The sequence below is a fragment of the Streptomyces sp. CNP082 genome (assembly GCF_059570535.1).
The window spans coordinates 77,479-97,133 of record NZ_JCANSZ010000012.1 but is presented as its reverse complement, the minus strand read 5'-3'; the positions used below and the strand labels follow the sequence as shown (position 1 = coordinate 97,133).

The following is a 19,655-nucleotide window of genomic DNA, read 5'->3' as shown; positions in this document are numbered from 1 at the left end:
GGAGTTGACAGGATGTACGAACTCACCCGCGTCACCAAGCGCTACCAGCGCGGCAAGGAGGCCATCGACGCCCTCGCCGGCGTCGACCTCACCATCGCCGACGGCGACCAGCTCGTCGTCCGCGGCCCCACCGGCGGCGGCAAGTCGACGCTGCTGCAACTGCTCGGTGGCCTCGACCGCGCCACCTCCGGCACCCTCAGCCTCGACGGCACCGACCTCGGCGGCCTCAGCGAGGCCGCGCTGACGCGGGTACGGGCCGCGACCATCGGCTTCGTCTTCCAGAGCTTCAACCTCATCCCCACCCTCAGCGCCCAGGAGAACGTCGAGACCGCGCTCGTGCCGCTGGGTGTGAAGGCGACCGAGCGCGCCAAGCGCGCGGCGGAGGCGCTGGAGTCCGTGGGGCTCGCCGAGCGGCGGACGCACCTGCCCGGCGAGCTGTCCGGCGGCCAGCAGCAGCGCGTGGCCATCGCGCGGGCGCTGGTGAAGCAGCCGAAGGTGCTGCTGGCCGACGAGCCGACCGGGAACCTCGACGAGGACACCCGGGACGACATCGTGGCGCTGCTCGAAGGGCTGTGGAAGGACCTCGGGTTGACGTACGTGCTGGTCACGCACGACAGCGCGATCGCCAGGCGGGCACCGCGGCTGGCGGTGATCAAGAAGGGCCGGCTGAAGGTCACCGAGCGGGAGGCGGCGTAGCGCCGCAGGGCCGCTGGGCCGCTGGGCCAGGGCCGCGGGGGTGCCGGGGGAGGGCGTGTACGGGCGCGGCGGTGCCCGTACGCGCCTCCGCGCGCCCGGTGCGTACGGCGGGGGGTGACGGCGTACGGAACGGGCCCGTCAGCGGCGGCGCGGGGACGCCAGCAGGTACATCCCGCCGTCGCGCTCCGGGTGTTCGGAGACCTGCCACCCCCCGGCCTCCAGCGCCCCCGCCGCCCGTACCAGCTCCCGCAGCGCGGGCCCGGGCCGCCAGCCGACCCGTACCGCCTCCGGCTGGTGCTCGGCGGGGGTGACGACGTAGCCGCCGGTCTCGGGGGCGGCCGGGGGCAGCCCGGCGGCTTCCAGCGCGAGGGCGACGGCGGACTCCAGGTGCGTACGCTCCCACGCGCACGGCACGCCGGTGGCCCCGTCGGCGTTGGTGATCCGGCGCAGCTCGGCGAGGCCCTCCCAGGCGCTGCGCACCTCGCGTGCGCGCGCGGCGGCGTCGGGCGGGGCGGGCTCGCCGCCGGTACGGGCCGCGAACACGCCCGGCTCCGCCGGGCCCCGGCCGCCCGCCGCTTCCGCGCCGGCCGCCTCAGCCGCCTCGGCACCGGCCGCTTCGGCGCGCTCGGCCGCGGCGTCGGCCAGCAGCCGGTCGCGCAGCTCGCGCCCGGCGGGGGTGAGGTAGTGGCGGTGCGGCGGGCGCGGATGCCGTACCGCGAAACCGCCGTCCACCAGCCCCTCCAGCACGCGCTCGCGCGCGCGCACCAGCCCGGTCGCGGCGTCGGCCCCGGCCACGGCCCGGCGCCGGGCGGGCGTCAACTTGGCAGTGCTCATGGCACCACGGTACGCAGTCGCCGCGGCCCCCTTCCGCGTACCGTCCCGGCTCCCGCCACGGCGGGTCGCTGCCGCCCGGGAAGACCGTCTGACCGCCCGTTACTCCCCTGGGAGTAAGGAAGTTGACTCCTGTGGACGGACGACCGGCACGCGCCGCCGCGGGCAGACTGGTGGGAAGCGACGAGGAGGCCGCCCACCATGCGTATCAGCATCAACGTCACCGGCTTCTCCTGGCCCGGCGGCCCCACGGCCCTCGCGCCCGCGCTCGCCGAGGTCGTCGGCGTGGCGGACGAGGCGGGCGTGGACACCGTCTGGGTCGGTGATCACCTGCTGCAGGCCGACCCCACGTGCACGCCGGACGAGCCGGTGCTGGAGGCGTACACCACGCTCGGGTACCTGGCCGCGCGTACCGAGAACATCCGTATCGGCACCATGGTCACCGGCGTCACCTACCGCCCGCCCGCCCTGCTCGTCAAGGCCGTCACCACCCTCGACGTGCTCTCCGGCGGACGCGCCTGGCTCGGCCTCGGGGCCGGCTACCGCGAGGACGAGGCGTACGCCATGGGCCTGACCCTGCCGCCCGCGGTCGAGCGCGTCGAGCGGATGGAGGAGACGCTGCGGCTGGCGCAGCAGATGTGGGCGGGCGACACCGGCGCCTTCGACGGGCGGCACTTCACGCTGGACTACCCCGTGTGCAGCCCGCCGCCGGTGCAGCGCCCGCGGCCGGCGGTACTCGTCGGCGGCATCGGCGACGGGCCGATGCTGCGGCTGGCGGCGCTCTACGCGGACGCGTGCAACTTCTTCGACGTACCGGACGGCGGCGAGACGCTGCGCCGCGAGCTGGACGTGCTCGCGGACCACTGCGAGACGGCGGGCCGGCCGTACTGGGAAGTGGAGAAGACGGTCACCACCCGGATGGAGCCGGGGGAGCCGGCGGATTCGGTGGCGGAGCGGTGCGAGTCGTTCGCGAAGTACGGGATCGAGCACGTGGTGCTCGCCGCGGCCGGGCCGTGGACGGCGGCGGCGGTCGAGGCGGTGGGCGAGGCGGTGCCGGTGGTGGCGCAGATCAGGCCGAACAGCGAGGTGGGGGTCTGGTGAACGGGGCTCCCCGGCGGGCCCTCACGCGCGCCGGAAGGTGACCACCGTCCCGGGCGCCACCGGCGCGGGCGCCTGCGGGGCCGCGGCCACCCTGCGCTCCAGCTCGGCGAAGCCGGCCTCGATGTCGGCCTCCGGCATGTGCTCGAAGATGGAGAACGCCCTGGTACGCAACCGGGCCAGCGCCTGCGCCCAGGTGCCGGGCGCCGGCAGCCCGACCTCCCCCACCGCCCCCAGCTCCCACCCCGCCGCCTCGAACGTACCGCGCACCGCCGACAGCGGCTCGTAGAGCCCGGCGAGGACGTCGTATCCGCGCGGGAAGGCGTCGAGATACCACAAGTCGGGCAGCGAGTCGGTGAGTTCGGTACGCAGCAGCAGGGTGCCGCCGGGCCGCAGGACGCGGTGCAGCTCACGGGCGCCTGCGGGCTTGTCCCGTACGTGGTGCCACACGAGGAAGCTCAGCGCGAAGTCGACCGACTCGTCCGGCAGCGGCAGCGCCTCCGCCCGCCCCTGGACGTACGTGACCCGCGGGTGCGCGGCGTCCGCGACCGCCTGCTCCCGCATCCGCACCGACGGCTCGACGCCCGTGACCGGGCCGCCGAACTCCGCGGCGAGCAGCGGCGTGAACCGGCCGGTGCCGGAGCCGAGGTCCAGCCCGCGCAGCGGCCGGTCGGCGGGGAGGCGGGCGGCGAAGGCGCGGGCCCAGGTGGTGCGCTGGGCGTCGGAGAGGGCGCGGCCGGCGGCGTAGGAGCGGTGGAGGCGGTCGTCGTAGTCCACGGGGCGCATGCCCGATTCCTACCCGGCGGCGGGCTGTTCGTGCGCTTCCGCTTCGCCGGGCCGAGGGGCGGGGTAGGGCGGTGGCCGCCGCGCTAGTCTGGCCAGCCATGTCGCTGAACGGCCACGCACCGGCTTCCTCTTCCGGTTCCGCTTCCCCCTCCGACTGCGCTTCCGCCGCCGGCTCCGGGGGCGGGGGAGGGGGCGGGGCGGTGCTCGTGGCGGGCTTCGCGACCGCGGGCGGCGGCGGGTGGATCGGCCGGCACCGCCACCCGAAGCCGCAGTTGGCGTGGGCGCGGAGCGGGGTGCTGATGGTGCGGGCGCTGGACCGCACCTGGGTGCTGCCGACGACGACGGCGCTGTGGATCCCACCGGGGCTGAGGCACGCCACGGGCACGGCGGGCACGACGGAGCCGCGTGCGCTGTACGTCCAGCAGCCGGTGCCGGTGCCGGTGCCGGTGCCGGTGCCGGGGCCGGGGCCGGGGCCTGTGCCTGTGCCTGTGCCTGTGCCGGAGACGGCGCCGGGGCCGGACGCGGTCGCCCCCGGTGCCGTCGCCCCGGGGTGGCCGGAGCCGACCGTGGTCGCGGTGACCCCGCTGCTGCGGGCCCTGTTCGACCACCTCGCCGACGACGCCCCCGCCCCGCCCGCCCGCGCCCGCGCCGAGGCCGTGCTCCTCGACCAGCTCACCCCCGTCGCCGCGACGGCCGTCCTGGCGCCCATGCCCCGCGACCCCCGCCCCCGCGCCGTCGCCGAGGCGCTGCGCGCCAGCCCCGCCGACGCCCGTACGCTCGCCCAGTGGTCCCCGTACGCCGGCGCGGCGCCCCGCACGCTGGCGCGCCTGTTCGTCGCCGAGACGGGCCTGCCGTTCGGCCGCTGGCGTACGCACCTGCGGCTCCAGGCATCGCTGCCGCTGCTCGCCTCCGGCGCGACGGTGGCCACCGCGGCCCGCCACGTCGGCTACGCCTCGCCGAGCGCGTTCGTGGCGGCGTTCCACCGCACGGTGGGGGCACCGCCGGGCACGTACTTCCCGCGCGACTGAGACGCCGCCTCGCGCGCGGCCGGAGCAGCGCCCTCCCGCGCGACCGAGACGCCGCGCAGAGCCCGCCCCGGAACCCGCCGCGCACCACACCGGCCCCGGCCTGCGTACCGTGTCCCCGTGTCCGCCTCCCGCCTCCGCCGCGCCGCCGTCCTCGTCCTCGAAGGCGCCAAACCCCTCGACGCCGGCATCCCCGCGCAGGTGTTCAGCACCCGCCGGAGCATGCCGTACGAGGTGCGCGTGTGCGGCGCCGCGCCGGGTCTTGTGGCCGGCGGCGACGGGCTCTCGTACCACGTCGCCCACGGCCTGTCCGCGCTCACCTGGGCCGACATCGTCTTCGTACCCGGCTACCGCTTCCCGGACCGCGAGGACCCGCCGCCCGCCGTCACCGAGGCCCTGATCGCCGCCCACCGCCGCGGCGCCCGCCTCGCCGCCATCTCCACCGGCGCCTTCGCCCTCGCCGCCACCGGCCTCCTCGACGGCCGCCGCGCCACCACCCACTGGCACTACACGCGGGCGCTCGCTGCGAAGCATCCGGCCGTACGGGTCGACGAGAACGTGCTCTTCGTCGACGAGGGCAGCGTCCTGACCTCCGCGGGCGCCGCCTCCGGCATCGACCTGTGCCTGCACATCCTGCGCGGCGACCTCGGCGTCGCCGCGTCCAACCACGCCGCCCGGCGCCTGGTGGCGGCCCCGTACCGCAGCGGCGGCCAGGCGCAGTACGTGCCGCGCAGCGTGCCGGAACCGCTCGGCGAGCGGTTCGCCGCGACCCGGGAGTGGGCGCTGCACCGGCTCGGCGAGCCGCTGACCCTGGAGGCGCTGGCCCGGCACGCGGGCGTGTCGACGCGCACGTTTTCGCGGCGCTTCGTGGACGACACGGGGTACACGCCGATGCAGTGGATCATGCGGGCGCGGATCGACGTGGCGCGCGAGCTGCTGGAGCGCTCGCAGCAGAGCGTCGAGCAGATCGCGGACCACGTCGGCCTCGGCACGGGCGCGAACCTGCGGCTGCACTTCCAGCAGATCCTGGGTACGACGCCGAGCGAGTACCGGCGCACGTTCGCGAGAGGCGAGTAGGCGGACAGGCGGGCGGGCCGGTCCGCCCGGGCGTTGGCGAGATCCTTGCGGAGTGTGGCACTCAGGCCGCTGTCACCGGGCCGTACGACGGGCGAACCTGCTGGTAACGCACCGGAAAGCGGCACGAAACCCCAGGACCCGGAAGGCAGGACGCCATGACCCGTATCGCCATCAACGGATTCGGCCGCATCGGCCGCAACGTGCTGCGCGCGCTGCTGGAACGCGACAGCAGCCTCGACGTCGTCGCCGTCAACGACCTCGCCGAGCCGGCCGCCCTCGCGCGGCTCCTCGCCTACGACACCACCGCCGGCCGCCTCGGCCGCCCCGTCACGGCGGACGGCGACACCCTCGTCGTGGACGGCCGCCGTATCAAGGTGCTCGCCGAGCGGGAGCCGGCGAAGCTGCCGTGGAAGGAACTCGGGGTGGACGTCGTCCTCGAAGCCACCGGCCGCTTCACCGCGGCGAGCGCCGCCCGCGCACACCTGGACGCGGGCGCGCGCAAGGTCCTCGTCAGCGCCCCCTCGGCCGGCGCGGACGTCACCCTCGCCCCCGGCGTGAACACCGAGGCGTACGACCCGCAGGCCCACACCATCGTCTCGAACGCCTCCTGCACCACCAACGCGCTCGCCCCGCTGGCCGCCGTCCTGGACGAACTCGCCGGCATCGAGCACGGCTTCATGACCACGGTGCACGCCTACACCCAGGAGCAGAACCTGCAGGACGGCCCCCACCGCGACGCCCGCCGCGCCCGCGCCGCCGCCGTCAACATCGCCCCCACCACCACGGGCGCGGCCAAGGCCATCGGCCTCGTACTCCCCGGCCTGGACGGCAAGCTGTCCGGCGACTCGATCCGCGTACCCGTCCCGGTCGGCTCGCTCGTCGAACTCAACACCACGGTCGCCCGCGACGTGACCCGCGAGGACGTCCTCGCCGCCTACCGCACGGCGGCCGAAGGCCGCCTCGCCGGCGTCCTCGAATACACCGAAGACCCCCTCGTCTCCTCCGACATCACCGGCAACCCGGCCTCGGCCGTCTTCGACTCGGCCCTCACCCGCGTCGACGGCCGCCACATCAAGGTAGTCGCCTGGTACGACAACGAGTGGGGCTTCTCCCACCGGGTCATCGACACCCTCGAACTCCTCACCACCACCTGACGCGGCGCTCGCCCGGGGCCGCCGGCCGGGTTGTGGCACGTCCCGTATCTCACGAGAATGCTGCGCACGACATGGGGGATCGAGGGGGGAGACTCATGGCCGTGCCGGGCGAGCAGGAACTCGGCGCCTTCGTGGCGCGCCATCAGACCGACGTGGGACGCCACGGGCGGACCGGGATCATCTCGTTAGTGATCGGGGTGGCCGCGGCGGCCGTGGCCGTCCCGGTCGTCATCCAGACCTTCGAGGAGGCGTCCAGCGGCACCTTCGCCGGCCTGGTGGTGGGCGTCGCGCTGCTGTGCCTGTGGTCGGGCGTCACCAACGGCCTGCGCTACACCAGCCGCCACGGCGAGGTCTACACGGTCCGCGAGGGCGGCCTCGTCTACCGCAGGACCGGGGAGTCCCGGGTGATCCCGTGGGAGAGCATCCGCAAGGTCTCCGACAACGGCCAGAACAACGCCCTCAGCGCGGCGATGGGCTGGGACGTCCACTGCCGCATAAGGGTCCGCAACGGCAAACGCCTCCTCCTCACGGGCTTCACCCACGACGCGGCCGGCCTGTCCCGGACGATCCACCGAGCGGTACGGGAGGGAATCCGCCCCCTCCCGCCGGACCGCACGTAGGGCGTGCGCCGGCGGCGGCGCGGCACCGTACACCGCCGCCTTCTGCCGGCCCCTCCGGACGCTGTCCGGCAGCCGGCGCGGCCGTCTGATCCGCGGGCCGCGGCTTCTGTCTTCGTCATGGACATCTCACTCAGGCGAGGTATCGTGGGAGCGCTCCCATCTCTGTCCTTCAACCGGAATGGAGACCCCCCATGCACAAGCCAACCCCATCCGGCAGGCGCTCCCGCCGACCTCTCCAGGCAGTCGTCCTGCTGGTCGCGATGGTCGTCGCCGCCCTGGGCTGGAGCAGCCCCGCCCAGGCGCACGGCACCGTCGTCGACCCGGCAACCCGCGCCTATCACTGCTGGGATGAGTGGGGAGACGACCACCTGAACCCGGACATGGCGCAAGAGGACCCCATGTGCTGGCAGGCGTACCAGGCCAACCCCAACACCATGTGGAACTGGATGAGCATGCTCCAGGACGGGCTCGGCGGCCAGTTCGAGGCGCGGATCCCCAACGGGAAGCTCTGCAGCAACAACCACCCGAACTTCGAGAGCCTGAACCGGGCGGGTGCCTGGAAGACGACTGACGTCAGCGACAACTTCTCGATCCACCTGTACGACCAGGCATCCCACGGCGCCGACTTCTTCCGGGTCTACGTGAGCAAGCAGGGGTTCGACCCCAAGACCCAGGAACTCGGCTGGAACGACCTCGACTTCATCACCGAGACCGGCAGCTACCCGCCGGCGAACGACATCACGTTCCCCGTCCAGACGTCCGGCTACTCCGGACACCACATCGTCTTCACGATCTGGCAGGCATCACACCTGGACCAGGCATACCTGATGTGCAGCGACGTGAACTTCGGCTGACCCCGAAGCGCCACACGCATTCCGCGTGTTCCGGCCCGGCGCGATGAGCCCGCCCCCGGGCCGGCCGAGCCCCGTTGGGCAGCGTCACCCCCGCCCAACGGGGCTGCCCGTTCAGCGGCTACCCGATGACCGGCAGTTGGCAGGACCACATCGACCGAGGCTCCCTGGGCGGAATCGACTACGCCATGAGCGTCGGCACCAGACTCCCGGCCGCCGGCGCCGGCGTCGTCAGGAACATCCCGTACAACGGCATCGGCGGACACAAGGGCGGCACCGTCGGACTCTCCGGCGGTGCGGCCGGAGCGGCAGGCTCCGGGAACTCCACCGGACCTCACGTCCACTGGCACCTGATCACCCCTGCTGGCACTCGCGTCAACCCGCTGGACTACCTGGGCGGTGGTGGTGGGCTGTTACACCGGACCCATCGACGGCGTGATGGGCCCCAACTCCTGGCGGGCCCTCAGCCGTTTCATCAACGAAGACCGCTGGGGCTGAACCATTCGCGACTGCGGGTCTGGTGCGTGCAGACGCCCCGGGCGTGCCGGCGACCGACGACAGCGCGCCCACCGGCAGCAGGCAGGGGGAACCATCCGACAGAAAGTCGTCCAGCCACGGTGGGCGCCGGCGGGGGGCAGGAGACCGCTGTCAGGCGGGGATGATCTGCCCGTTCGCGATCTGGAAGTTCTCGGTCGGTGAGCAGCCGATCGATGGCGTGATCAGCAGGCTGACGGCAACCGGTGCGGGCTCCGTGCCTGCGGTGGAGAACTCGCACACCGCGTGGCGGCCGGTCAGCGGGAACCAGAACCAGGCGTCCGCCTCGCCGACCAGGGCACGGTCCGATTCTCTCCAGGCGCCGTCCTGGAAGGTGAAGACCTGGAGGCGCACGGATGCCGCAAGCGGATCGGTCTGCGACCTCAGAGCGGTGAGTGTGAACCTGAAGTCCCGGTCCAGGACCGATGTGGCGATCCGCCGTTGCTCTGCCGCCAGGGGCTCGGTCTGCGGTTCCTTTCCCTGCCCGGCCGTCTGATGGGTTTGCCGGTCGGCCGGCGGCGGGGCCGGTGGGCCGCCGGTGGTGGTTGCGCCGATCGTGACAGTGGCGGCCGAGACGGTGGCCAGGGCGACGCCCCAGCTGATGAGTGTGCGGGAGTGCTTGAGCATGACGTCTCCATGTGTGGTGACGGGTGCGGGTCGCGCAGCTGCTTCTGTCCCCGACTTCTTGGACCGCGCGACCGGTTGGCAGATATACCGCGGTGGGGGTGGAAACCGGTGCTCTCGCCACTGCATCCCCGGCGGCGTCGATACCGACTGATGCAGCTATTTGCCGGGGAGGGGCGAAGTCATAGGCATCGGCACCTCGGACGGATCGTGACCGTCCCCGGTCCGGTGATCCTGAACATCGGAAACTTCGAATGTGAGTTTCCAGGTTGACGGCGTCAACACCCGCTGTGCCACCTGGCCGCGCGCCTTACGGAACTCTCCGGTGCCTCCGGTGATCGCGTTGACGACCGGGCTCGGTGCCGGAATTCCGGCTTGCTCCCCCTGAACGGTGATCTGTCCTTCCGGCAGCACCGCGGTTGACGAACACTGTCCCGCGTTGCGTTCGAGGTCGGTGATGACGCAGAACCCGCCGAAGCGCCCGACAGGGCGTTCTCCTGTCCCCTCGGCCGACACCAGATTCCCGCTGAAGATGAACTGGTCGCCTACGCTGCGGCCCGTTGCACCCAGATCCAGCTCTTCACCGACTTGCAGCCGGGCCTCCACGCGGATGGTGCGGCTTTTCGCCGAAGAGCCGTCATCGGGGTGGGTTGCCGCGGTCGCAGCCGTCTTCTGCGGTGCCGCATCGGCCGACGCAGATACGAGGACAGCGAGTCCGGCAGAGCCGCCGACAACCGAAAGAGCGAGGAATGTGAAGTGCCGGCGAGCGAAGCGCATGGCTGCCTCCGTGTTTATGAGAATGAACAGAGAAGAAAAGGCATCCGAAGGTCCGCGGCAATATCGGGAGAGTTCGTCATGTTCACTCTGGTTGTGACGAATCTCCTCCGAGTTCATTCATGACGGACCCTCCGTCTAGCGGCAACGCTAATCAAGGTGTTGGTGAAGTGCTCGTCAGCGGGTCAGGATTGGGGCCATTGGGGTGCATTCCCCGGAGACAAGGAGCGGCTCCCCCGTTCGATCCCGGGCGCCTCCCACCGGCGCAGCTCCTTCGCCAGGTCGCGATAGATGCTGGATGTGGACCTACACGGCCCACTGGGCGATGAACCGCCGGGGCGGCCCCGCTTATGACCCCTGCCGGGCCTGGTCGGCCGCTTGGTCCAGTTCGCGGGTGAAGGCCGGCAGCGAGGCGGGGTATCGGGCCCAGGCCCGATACCGCCGCTCGAACGAGTGAGGGAGGAGCAGCTCAGCTTCCCGCAGGGGCTGTGCCGATGGGGCAGGACACCCCCGTGCCGATGAGTGCGTCATGCCATGTGATCCCTGTGCTGGAGAAGTCTGCGCCGGTAGCCCCTACAGGGCGTCGAATGGGGGAACGATACGGACAACGGCGACCAAGTGATCTCGGGGTACCGGCAGAAAATAGAACCAGCCGCCTGCCGCGTCCATCCGCCGCAGGCTGCCTGGCCGGGGGCCGCTTCCCAACTCGGTGATGTCGACCCCCGTGTCGGCCAACTCGACCAGGTCTCCGGCCAAGCGCTCCACCTCTGCCACGACGTGCGCCGGGATGCCGCCCGCTACGTGGACGCGGTCCGGGTCGTACCCCCAACGCCACACCGCGCTCACTGGATCGGGATGTCAAGGGCTGCGTGTGCCGTGTCCAGGAGCTTGCCGATCTCGGAGACTGCTCGCCGGGCTTGGGCGATGTCGTTCCCTTGGGCGGTGTCCTCCCAGTAGCGCAACTGTGCGGCCATGTCGGGATGGCGCTGGATGTGGACGTAGACGGCCCACTGGGCGATGAACCGCTGGAGCGGTCCCAGCTCGGAGCCCTGCCGGGCCTGGTCTGCCGCCTGGTCCAGTTCGCGGGTGAAGGCCGGCAACGCCGCGGGTGCGATCTGACTGACTGCTTGCCGCAGGGCGGTGACAGTCGCGGGCGGCTGGGGGATGAGCGGCTGCCCGGCAGTGGAGGTGGTCATTGCTGCTCCCATGGGCGCGATTCTGATCCCTCGCGGCAGGGTATCGGGCCCAGGCCCGATACCGCCGCTCGAACGAGTGAGGGAGGAGCAGCTCAGCTTCCCGCAGGGGCTATGCCGATGGGGCAGGACACCCCCGTGCCGCCCACGCCGCAGTAGCCGTTCGGGTTCTTGGCGTCTGACAGGTACTGCTGGTGGTAGCCCTCCGCCGGGTAGAAGGGGCGGCTGGCTGACGGGAGGATTTCGGTGGTGATGTCGCCGTAGCCCGAGGCCGCGAGGACCTGCTGGTACGACGCGCGGGAGGCGGTGGCCGCCGTGTTCTGGGCGGGGGTGTGGGTGTAGATCGCCGAGCGGTACTGCGTGCCGATGTCGTTGCCCTGGCGGAAGCCCTGCGTGGGGTCGTGGGACTCCCAGAAGAGCTTGAGCAGCTCGTCGTAGGACACGACCGCCGGGTCGTACACCACGCGGACGGCCTCCGTGTGGCCCGTGCGGCCGGTGCAGACCTCCTCGTATGTCGGGTGCGTGGTGTGCCCGCCCTGGTAGCCGACGAGGGTCGTCCACACGCCCGGGGTCTGCCAGAAGCGGCGCTCCGCGCCCCAGAAACAGCCCAGTGCGAAGTCCGCGGTCTCCAGGCCGTCCGGGTACGGGCCCTGCAGGGGCGTGCCCAGGACCGTGTGCAGGTCCGGGACGGAGTACGCGGGCGCGGGGCGGCCGGGGAGGGCCTCGTCCTTGGTGACGAGCTGGTTCTTGTGGCGGTTCAGGAACATCTCCGGCCTCCTCTGCTGGTGCTGCTGCGCATCCGAAAGAACGTATCGCGGGCCTGTGACATTCCTGTCCTCACTTCAACGCCGCACCCCTGCCGCCCTCGTACCCCGCCACCGCCAGCGCCCGGTACGCCGCGTACTCCGCCGCCGGCTGCTCGCTCAGCGACCACGGGAGCGCGCCCACGTACCCGTCCACGTGCCGCATCTGCTCCAGCGCCTCCTCGTACCGCTCCGCCCGCACCAGGAAGCACGCCAGCAGGTGCCGTACGTGCGGGAGCATCGGGTGGTCCGCCGGGGCGTGGTGCACCGCGTACTGCGCGCCCTCGATCGCCTGCCTGACGACCTCGCCCTCGTACAGCCCGCGCACCAGGTTCGCCTCCGGGAGGTGCTCCCAGACCGCGAACAGCGGCAGCGCCGGCAGCAGCGTGCCCGGGCCCGCCGAGCCCGCCGCGCGCTGCGCGAAGTCGTACGCCGCCTCCCTGGAGCCGTGCCACTTCTCGCACGCGTACTGCAGCGCCGCCAGATGCGCGCCCATGTGGTCGCCCGCGCGCTGCTCGACGGTGTGCCACAGCTCCTCGAAGTCCGCCTCGCGGTAGTGCAGGCCCCGGGCGATGGCCAGCTCGATGATGTACGGCATGGGGCTGCCCGGCGCCAGCATCGCCGCCTCCGCGCAGACCTTCTTCGCCTCCTCCAGGATCACCGGGAAGTCCTCCGCCGCCGACCCGGCCATCCACGCCTGCCGTACCAGGAACTCCGCGTGCACCTCGGCCCCGCCCACGTCCTTGGGCCGCTCCGCCCGCCAGGTGCGCAGCCACGCGCCGCCCTCGCCCGGGGCCTGCGCCAGCTCGAAGGCCGCCGCGCCCGCCAGGGTCTGCACCCGCTGCCAGCGCAGCTCCCACTCGTCGTCGGTGAGCGCGAGCAGCCGGGAGGCGGCCTGCCAGTCCCGGTCCTGCTGGAGCTCCTGCAGGACCTCGGCGAGCTGCGGGTCGGGGCCGGGGAGGCGGACGTCGAGCTCGTCCACGGGGGTGAAGCCGTAGCCGCCGGCCGGGTCGACGGCCCGCGCGTTCGACTGGAGCACCTCCCGGCCGCCCCGGGCACGCCGCAGCAGGGGCACGGCGACCCACGCGATCAGGGCGATGGCGAGGAGTGCGAACAACAGTTCCATTTAATATGTCCTGGCTTCTCAAAGAGGGTGCGGTCCGGGCTGGTACACGTACGGGTCCTCCCCTCCAGCAAACCAGACGGCCGTGCGCAACGGCCCCCCTCCAGGGCCTATCCTCGGGCCGCATGAGCCAGCCCAGCTTCGAGACCGTCGCCATCCACGCGGGCCAGGAGCCCGACCCGGCGACGGGCGCGGTCGTACCGCCGATTCACCAGGTGTCCACGTACAAGCAGGACGGCGTGGGGGGCCTGCGTCAAGGCTACGAGTACAGCCGTTCCGCGAACCCCACCCGCACCGCCCTGGAGCAGAACCTCGCCGCGCTGGAGGGCGGGGCCCGCGGCCTCGCGTACGCCTCCGGCCTGGCCGCCGAGGACTGCCTGCTGCGCACCGTGCTCAGCCCCGGCGACCACGTGGTCATCCCGGATGACGCGTACGGCGGCTCCTTCCGGCTGTTCGCGAAGGTCGCGGCGCGCTGGGGAGTGGAGTTCTCGGTCGCGCACACCGCCGACCCGGCGGCGGTACGGGCCGTGCTGACCGACCGTACGAAGGCGGTGTGGGTGGAGACGCCCAGCAACCCGCTGCTCGGCATCACCGACATCGCCGCCTCCGCCGCCGTCGCGCACGAGGCCGGCGCGCTGCTCGTCGTCGACAACACCTTCGCCAGCCCCTACCTCCAGCAGCCGCTGGCGCTCGGCGCCGACGTCGTCGTGCACTCCACGACGAAGTACATGGGCGGGCACTCGGACGTCGTCGGCGGCGCGCTCGTCGTGGCCGACCGCGAGCTGGGCGAGCAACTGGCGTTCCACCAGAACGCGATGGGCGCGGTGGCCGGGCCGTTCGACGCCTGGCTGGTGCTGCGCGGCATCAAGACGCTGGCGGTACGGATGGACCGGCACAGCGCCAACGCGGCGCGCGTCGCGCACATGCTGGAGCGGCACCCGCGGGTGACACACGTGTACTACCCGGGGCTGGCGGAGCACCCCGGGCACGAGACGGCCGCGAAGCAGATGCGGGACTTCGGCGGCATGGTGTCGTTCCGCGTCGAGGGCGGCGAGGAGGCGGCGGTCGAGGTCTGCAACCGGGCGCGGCTGTTCATCCTCGGGGAGTCGCTGGGCGGGGTCGAGTCGCTGATCGAGCACCCGGGGCGGATGACGCACGCCTCGGCGGCGGGGTCGCCGCTGGAGGTGCCGGACGACCTGGTGCGGCTGTCGGTCGGGATCGAGTCGGCGGACGACCTGCTGGCGGATCTCACGCAGGCGCTGGGCGGCTGAGGCGCGGGAGGAGCCGGGCCGTCCCGACCGCGGGGCCGTGCCGCCCGCGGGCCGGCCCGGCGGTCTCACCAGCCGTCGAAGTCCGGCGTCGTCTGCGCCGGGTCGTCCACCCACGCGCCGCTCACCGCGGCCCACACCGTCAGCGCCACCAGCGCCGCGACGAGCAGCAGCCACACCCCCGACCGCAGCAGCGTCCGGCGGCGCAGCAGCCGCCGGCCGCGCGCGGCTGCCAGGTCCGCGAGCTGCGGCGGCACGGCGGGGTGCGGGCCGTCGAGGAGTTCGCGTACGGCCTGCTCCTTGCGGGCGGTGATGGAGATCATGACGTCGCCACCTCCCGTCGCGTACGCTCCGGGGCCGGCGTGTGCCGGCTGAGCATGGCGGCGCTGGCCCGCAGCAGTATCTGGTGGACCCGCTCGGGCGGCAGCCCGAGTGCGGCTGCCGTCTGCTCCTCGGCGACGCCTTCGGCCATCCGCAGCACGAGCACCAGCCGCTCCTGCGGCGACAGCCGGTCGAGCAGGCCGCCGGACGCGCGGCGGTAGCGCCAGGCGGACTGTGCGTAGCGGGAGACGAGGTGCCGCCGGGCCGTCTCGTACGGATCCTCGCCGCGCAGCCGGTCCCAGTGCGCGTACGTACGGGCCAGGGCCCGGGTCAGCAGCCGTTCGGCCTGCGGGGCGGCGTCCGGCGGCTCGGCGGTGAGCAGTTGGGCGACATGCAGCAGCCGGCCGGCCGCGCCCGCGCAGAAGGTCTCGAACTCCAGGGCACGGCGGCGCCGTTGCGCCGAGCGCCGCTCACGCACAGCGCTCCTCCCTTCACCGCCCTCGGTCTAATAGGACGGCAGGCGGGCGCCGGGGTCAAGACTCTGGAACCACCTGACGTGCTAGCCGTCCCCGGCCCGCGGGCCGCCCCCTTCCCCGCCCCCCTCGCCGGCCAGCCCGCCGGGCTGCCGGCCGTCCTGCTGCCCGGAGTTGGCCTGCGAGACCGAGGCGTTGAACCGGGTGAGCAGGGTGCAGAACGTGGACCGCTCTGCCGGTGTCCAGTCGGAGGTCAGCCGGGCGACCAGCTCCTGCCGCGAGTCCTGCACCTCGTGCAGCCGCGCTCTGCCGACCGGGGTCAGCTCCAGCACGACGGCGCGGCCGTCCTCGGGGTGTGTGGCCCGCTTGACCAGGCCGGCGTCGACGAGCGGCGCGACCTGCCGGGTCACGGTCGAGGAGTCGATGCCCATGCCGGCGGCGAGGGCCTTGACGCCCGTGGGGCCGTGCTGCTCAAGGCGGTTGAGAAGCAGATAGGCGGCGCGGTCCATCGAGTTGCGCACCTGCCCGGTGCCGGCGAGGCGCGTCTGCTCGGCTCGGCGGGCGAAGACGGCCAACTGATGCTGCAGGTCGTTCAGCAGGTCGGGCACTGCGGGGGTGTCGGTGGGCGAAGGAGGCGAGGGCATGGACGGTGCTCACTTCGTGAGGACGTTCACTGGCTGCGGATCTGGCCGCCGATGCGGACACGGCTGCGGATGGCAGGTGGAGGCAGGGGGTCAGGGGGATCAGGGGAGTCAGGGGAGTCAGGGAATGGGGGGTGGGACAGCGGACAGGGGGATTGGTCGGTCCGTTGGACAGGGGATGGACACTCGCATTCGAACTGAGCGACAGATTACGCCGCCCCGCCGTTTGCCGTAGCGCCTGTGGAAAACCCCCTGTGGAAAACCCGCCGTCGTCTCAGCGTGCGAGACTGTGGCCATGAGCGCAGCCGCGGCCGGGGCCGTCAGTCTCGACGACGTACGCCACGCACAGGACATCCTCGCCGGCATCTCGCGGGTCACCGCGCTGGAAGGCAGCAGGTTCCTCTCCCGGCTGGTGGGCGCGCCGGTCCACCTGAAATGCGAGAACCTGCAGCGCACCGGTTCGTTCAAACTCCGCGGCGCATACGTGCGCATCGCCGGACTGAGCGAGGAGCAGCGCGCCCGCGGCGTGGTCGCCGCCAGCGCCGGCAACCACGCGCAGGGCGTGGCGCTGGCCGCGTCGCTGCTGGGCGTGCGCTCCACGGTCTTCATGCCGGTCGGCGCCCCGCTGCCGAAGGTGGCCGCGACGCTGGACTACGGCGCGGACGTACGGCTGCACGGGCAGGTCGTCGACGAGACGCTGGAGGCGGCGGAGTCGTACGCCGAGGCGACGGGTGCCGTCCTCATCCACCCCTTCGACCACCCCGATGTGGTGGCGGGCCAGGGCACGGTCGGTCTCGAGGTGCTGGAGCAGTGCCCGGAGGTGTCGACGATCGTGGTGGGGATCGGCGGTGGCGGCCTGGCGGCCGGGATCGCGGTGGCGGTGAAGGCGGTGCGGCCCGACGTGCGGATCGTCGGGGTGCAGGCCGAGGACGCGGCGGCGTATCCGCCGTCGCTCGCGGCGGGGCGGCCGGTGGCGCTGGAGTCGTTCGGGACGATGGCGGACGGCATCCAGGTGGGCAAGCCCGGCGACGTCCCGTTCAAAATCATTGGCGAGTACGTGGACGAGGTGCGTACGGTCTCCGAGGACGCGTTGTCCGCCGCGGTACTGCTGTGCCTTGAGCGGGCGAAGCTGGTCGTCGAGCCGGCCGGAGCGGCTCCGGTCGCCGCGCTGCTGTCCGACCCGGGCGCCTTCGGAAGCGGCCCCGTGGTGGCGGTGCTCTCCGGCGGGAACGTCGATCCGCTGCTCGTCCAGCGCATTCTGCGGCACGGCATGGCGGCGGCGGGGAGGTACCTCTCGCTGCGGCTGCGCGTGAAGGACCGGCCGGGGGTGCTGGCGACGCTCCTGGGGGTGTTGTCAGAGGCGGACGCTAACGTCCTCGACGTGAGCCATGTGCGGACGGACCCGCACCTGGGGCTCACGGAGGCCGAAGTCGAGCTGCAGCTTGAGACGAAGGGGCGGGAGCACACCGACCGGGTGCTCGAGGCGCTCCGGAAAGCCGGGTACACGGTGACTGCCTGATACACGACAAGCACGACGAGTACGACGCGCACGACGAGTGCGGTGCGCTGCACGACGCGCCCGCTGTGCCCACCGCGGGCACCACGCACCACGGGCACCACGCGCCACGCAGCGCCCCCGCGCACGACGCACCGGGCGCGCGCCGCGGCGCCGCGGGTCCGGCCCGTACACAACCACGCGCGTACACCCCGCCATCCGACCGCACCCACGCGACTGTGCCACTCGCGACTTGACGCGATATATCGCGTGTTCTATTCTCCTGCTGTTGCTCGACCGTCCGCTCGTGCCCGGCATCTGCCGGGCAGTGCCGCCAGCGCATCCGTCCACCACCGACTTCCATCCAACCTGGGGAGATCTCTATGCCAGGCGCCATCCACGCCGAAGGGCTGGTCAAGCACTTCGGCGATGTGCGGGCACTGGACGGCGTCGATCTCGACGTCCCCGAAGGCTCCGTACTCGGCCTGCTCGGCCCCAACGGGGCCGGCAAGACCACCGCCGTGCGCGTGCTGACCACACTGCTGCGGCCCGACTCCGGCCGCGCCGAGGTCGCGGGGATCGACGTCCTCAAGCACCCCAACGAGGTGCGCAGGTCCATCGGCCTGTCCGGCCAGTTCGCCGCGGTCGACGAGTATCTGACCGGCCGGGAGAACCTCCAGATGGTCGGCCAGCTCTACCAGTTGAGTGCGCGCGACGCGAAGGCACGCGCCGCCGTGCTGCTGGAGCGGTTCAACCTCGCCGACGCCGCGGACCGCACCGCCAAGACGTACTCCGGCGGCATGCGCCGGCGGCTCGACCTGGCCGCCGCGCTCGTCGTCGAGCCGCCCGTGATGTTCATGGACGAGCCGACCACCGGCCTCGACCCGCGCAACCGGCAGCAGCTCTGGGACGTCATCCAGGAACTCGTCAAGGGCGGCACGACGCTGCTGCTCACCACGCAGTACCTGGAAGAGGCCGACCACCTGGCCCACGACATCTGCGTCATCGACCACGGCCGCGTCATCGCGCGCGGCACCTCCGACGAGCTCAAGGCCAGGACCGGCGGCGAGCGCGTCGAGGTCGTCGTGCACCAGCGCGACCAGATCTTCGCCGCCAGCGAGGTGCTCGGCGCCCTCGGCCACGGCGAGGTCGCTGTCGAGGACCACACCCGTAAGCTCACCGTGCCCGTCAGCGGCGGCGCCCGGCTGCTCGCCGACGTCATCCGGGACCTGGACGAGCGCGGCATCGCCATCGACGACATCGGACTGCGCCGCCCCACGCTGGACGACGTGTTCATCTCGCTCACCGGCCACGCCGCCGAGGCCGAGAACGGGAACGGGAACGGGACCGCAAGCGAGGACGGCGACGGAGAGTCCGCCGGCCAGGCCGTGAAGGAGACCGCCAAGTGACCGCCTCGACCGCCCCGGTGCGCCCCGCGCCCGCCGGGCCGCCCGCCTTCGGGAGCGTCGGCCAGTCCGCCCGCGACTCGCTGGTCGTCGCCAAGCGCAACCTGCTGCGCATGTCCCGGATCCCGGAAGTCGTCATCTTCGGCCTGATCCAGCCGATCATGTTCGTGGTGCTGTTCTCGTACGTGTTCGGCGGCTCCATGAACGTCGGCGGCACCACGGACTCCGAGGTCTACCGCGAGTTCCTGATGGCCGGCATCTTCGCCCAGACCGTCACCTTCGCCACCGCCGGCGCCGGCGCCGGCATAGCGGAGGACATGCACAAGGGGCTCATCGACCGCTTCCGGTCGCTGCCGATGGCCCGCGGCGCGGTCCTCACCGGCCGTACCCTGGCCGACCTGGTGCAGACGGCGCTGACGCTGGTGGTGCTGGCCATCGTCGCCGCGCTGGTCAGCTGGCGGTTCCACGAGGGCCTGCCCAAGGCGCTGGCCGCGTTCGGCCTGCTGCTCCTGCTCGGGTACGCCTTCACCTGGGTCGGCGCGCTCATCGGGCTGTCGGTGCGTACGCCCGAGGCGGCCACGTCCGGCGGGCTGGTCTGGCTGTTCCCGGTGACGTTCGTCTCGAACGCCTTCGTGGACTCCAGCAGGATGACGCCCTGGCTCGGGAACATCGCCGACTGGAACCCCTTCAGCGCGACCGTGCAGGCGTGCCGCGAGCTGTTCGGGAACCCGGGCGTCGTCCAGTCCGACGCCTGGCCGATGCAGCACCCGGTGCTGGCCTCGCTGATCTACTCGGTCGTCATCATCGCGATCTTCCGCACGCTGGCGGTGCGGAAGTACCGCAACTCCGCCGGGTAGTGCGC

The 19,655-nt window shown here is 72.6% G+C and carries 21 protein-coding genes; 11 read left to right on the top strand and 10 right to left on the bottom strand.

What is annotated here, in order from left to right:
• Positions 1 to 12: 12 nt before the first annotated feature.
• A complete protein-coding gene (locus tag B124_RS13205) occupies positions 13 to 696 on the top strand; it encodes an ABC transporter ATP-binding protein (protein ID WP_496502977.1) in 684 nt (227 codons plus the stop codon).
• A 138-nt stretch (positions 697 to 834) separates the two neighbouring features.
• Here the strand turns inward: B124_RS13205 and B124_RS13200 are convergent, their stop codons facing one another.
• Positions 835 to 1,530, bottom strand: coding sequence for a hypothetical protein (locus tag B124_RS13200; protein WP_496502976.1), 696 nt, complete (start codon positions 1,528 to 1,530; stop codon positions 835 to 837).
• Positions 1,531 to 1,728: 198 nt separating this feature from the next.
• Here B124_RS13200 and B124_RS13195 point away from each other — a divergent pair, with 198 nt between their 5' ends.
• Positions 1,729 to 2,628, top strand: a complete 900-nt coding sequence (locus tag B124_RS13195) for a TIGR03560 family F420-dependent LLM class oxidoreductase (protein WP_496502975.1) — start codon at positions 1,729 to 1,731, stop codon at positions 2,626 to 2,628.
• A gap of 21 nt (positions 2,629 to 2,649) precedes the next feature.
• Here the strand turns inward: B124_RS13195 and B124_RS13190 are convergent, their stop codons facing one another.
• A complete protein-coding gene (locus B124_RS13190; protein WP_496502974.1) occupies positions 2,650 to 3,411 on the bottom strand; it encodes a class I SAM-dependent methyltransferase in 762 nt (253 codons plus the stop codon).
• A gap of 299 nt (positions 3,412 to 3,710) precedes the next feature.
• On the opposite strand from B124_RS13190, the gene B124_RS13185 reads away from it, so the two are divergent.
• The 5 genes from B124_RS13185 to B124_RS13165 all read left to right on the top strand — a co-directional run bounded on the left by B124_RS13185 (position 3,711) and on the right by B124_RS13165 (position 8,141).
• Positions 3,711 to 4,439, top strand: coding sequence for an AraC family transcriptional regulator (locus B124_RS13185; protein WP_496503036.1), 729 nt, complete (start codon positions 3,711 to 3,713; stop codon positions 4,437 to 4,439).
• A gap of 117 nt (positions 4,440 to 4,556) precedes the next feature.
• Positions 4,557 to 5,513, top strand: coding sequence for a GlxA family transcriptional regulator (locus tag B124_RS13180; RefSeq protein WP_496502973.1), 957 nt, complete (start codon positions 4,557 to 4,559; stop codon positions 5,511 to 5,513).
• Between the two features lie 155 nt (positions 5,514 to 5,668).
• Positions 5,669 to 6,667 carry a type I glyceraldehyde-3-phosphate dehydrogenase gene (gene gap / locus B124_RS13175; RefSeq protein WP_496502972.1) on the top strand — a complete coding sequence of 333 codons (999 nt, stop codon included), beginning with the start codon at positions 5,669 to 5,671 and terminating at the stop codon, positions 6,665 to 6,667.
• 95 nt (positions 6,668 to 6,762) lie between these two features.
• Entirely contained in the window at positions 6,763 to 7,287 is a 525-nt protein-coding gene (locus tag B124_RS13170; RefSeq protein ID WP_496502971.1) for a hypothetical protein, read from the top strand.
• A 191-nt stretch (positions 7,288 to 7,478) separates the two neighbouring features.
• A complete protein-coding gene (locus tag B124_RS13165) occupies positions 7,479 to 8,141 on the top strand; it encodes a lytic polysaccharide monooxygenase auxiliary activity family 9 protein (RefSeq protein ID WP_496502970.1) in 663 nt (220 codons plus the stop codon).
• Between the two features lie 645 nt (positions 8,142 to 8,786).
• Here B124_RS13165 and B124_RS13160 read toward each other — a convergent pair.
• The 5 genes from B124_RS13160 to B124_RS13140 all read right to left on the bottom strand — a co-directional run bounded on the left by B124_RS13160 (position 8,787) and on the right by B124_RS13140 (position 13,192).
• Entirely contained in the window at positions 8,787 to 9,299 is a 513-nt protein-coding gene (locus tag B124_RS13160) for a hypothetical protein (protein ID WP_496502969.1), read from the bottom strand.
• A 156-nt stretch (positions 9,300 to 9,455) separates the two neighbouring features.
• Positions 9,456 to 10,190 carry an allene oxide cyclase barrel-like domain-containing protein gene (locus tag B124_RS13155; protein WP_496502968.1) on the bottom strand — a complete coding sequence of 245 codons (735 nt, stop codon included), beginning with the start codon at positions 10,188 to 10,190 and terminating at the stop codon, positions 9,456 to 9,458.
• Positions 10,191 to 10,912: 722 nt separating this feature from the next.
• A complete protein-coding gene (locus B124_RS13150) occupies positions 10,913 to 11,266 on the bottom strand; it encodes a DUF6247 family protein (RefSeq protein ID WP_496502967.1) in 354 nt (117 codons plus the stop codon).
• Positions 11,267 to 11,358: 92 nt separating this feature from the next.
• Complete coding sequence (gene msrA / locus B124_RS13145) at positions 11,359 to 12,030, bottom strand: peptide-methionine (S)-S-oxide reductase MsrA (RefSeq protein ID WP_496502966.1); 672 nt, start codon at positions 12,028 to 12,030, stop codon at positions 11,359 to 11,361.
• Between the two features lie 70 nt (positions 12,031 to 12,100).
• Positions 12,101 to 13,192 carry a hypothetical protein gene (locus B124_RS13140; protein WP_496502965.1) on the bottom strand — a complete coding sequence of 364 codons (1,092 nt, stop codon included), beginning with the start codon at positions 13,190 to 13,192 and terminating at the stop codon, positions 12,101 to 12,103.
• 122 nt (positions 13,193 to 13,314) lie between these two features.
• Here B124_RS13140 and B124_RS13135 point away from each other — a divergent pair, with 122 nt between their 5' ends.
• The gene (locus B124_RS13135) at positions 13,315 to 14,460 is read left to right on the top strand and encodes a cystathionine gamma-synthase (RefSeq protein WP_496502964.1); all 1,146 of its coding nucleotides are present in this window, start codon (positions 13,315 to 13,317) and stop codon (positions 14,458 to 14,460) included.
• 65 nt (positions 14,461 to 14,525) lie between these two features.
• Here the strand turns inward: B124_RS13135 and B124_RS13130 are convergent, their stop codons facing one another.
• From B124_RS13130 to B124_RS13120, 3 genes are all read right to left on the bottom strand, one after another.
• Positions 14,526 to 14,780, bottom strand: coding sequence for a hypothetical protein (locus B124_RS13130; RefSeq protein ID WP_496502963.1), 255 nt, complete (start codon positions 14,778 to 14,780; stop codon positions 14,526 to 14,528).
• Entirely contained in the window at positions 14,777 to 15,256 is a 480-nt protein-coding gene (locus B124_RS13125; RefSeq protein WP_496502962.1) for a sigma factor-like helix-turn-helix DNA-binding protein, read from the bottom strand. Before B124_RS13125 ends, B124_RS13130 begins: the two co-directional genes overlap by 4 nt.
• A gap of 81 nt (positions 15,257 to 15,337) precedes the next feature.
• The gene (locus B124_RS13120; RefSeq protein ID WP_496502961.1) at positions 15,338 to 15,895 is read right to left on the bottom strand and encodes a MarR family winged helix-turn-helix transcriptional regulator; all 558 of its coding nucleotides are present in this window, start codon (positions 15,893 to 15,895) and stop codon (positions 15,338 to 15,340) included.
• A 292-nt stretch (positions 15,896 to 16,187) separates the two neighbouring features.
• Between B124_RS13120 and ilvA the strand changes: the two genes are divergently transcribed.
• The 3 genes from ilvA to B124_RS13105 all read left to right on the top strand — a co-directional run bounded on the left by ilvA (position 16,188) and on the right by B124_RS13105 (position 19,650).
• Positions 16,188 to 17,411, top strand: a complete 1,224-nt coding sequence (gene ilvA / locus B124_RS13115) for a threonine ammonia-lyase (RefSeq protein WP_496502960.1) — start codon at positions 16,188 to 16,190, stop codon at positions 17,409 to 17,411.
• 359 nt (positions 17,412 to 17,770) lie between these two features.
• Complete coding sequence (locus B124_RS13110) at positions 17,771 to 18,796, top strand: ATP-binding cassette domain-containing protein (protein ID WP_496502959.1); 1,026 nt, start codon at positions 17,771 to 17,773, stop codon at positions 18,794 to 18,796.
• Positions 18,793 to 19,650 carry an ABC transporter permease gene (locus tag B124_RS13105; RefSeq protein WP_496502958.1) on the top strand — a complete coding sequence of 286 codons (858 nt, stop codon included), beginning with the start codon at positions 18,793 to 18,795 and terminating at the stop codon, positions 19,648 to 19,650. Before B124_RS13110 ends, B124_RS13105 begins: the two co-directional genes overlap by 4 nt.
• Positions 19,651 to 19,655: the final 5 nt, after the last annotated feature.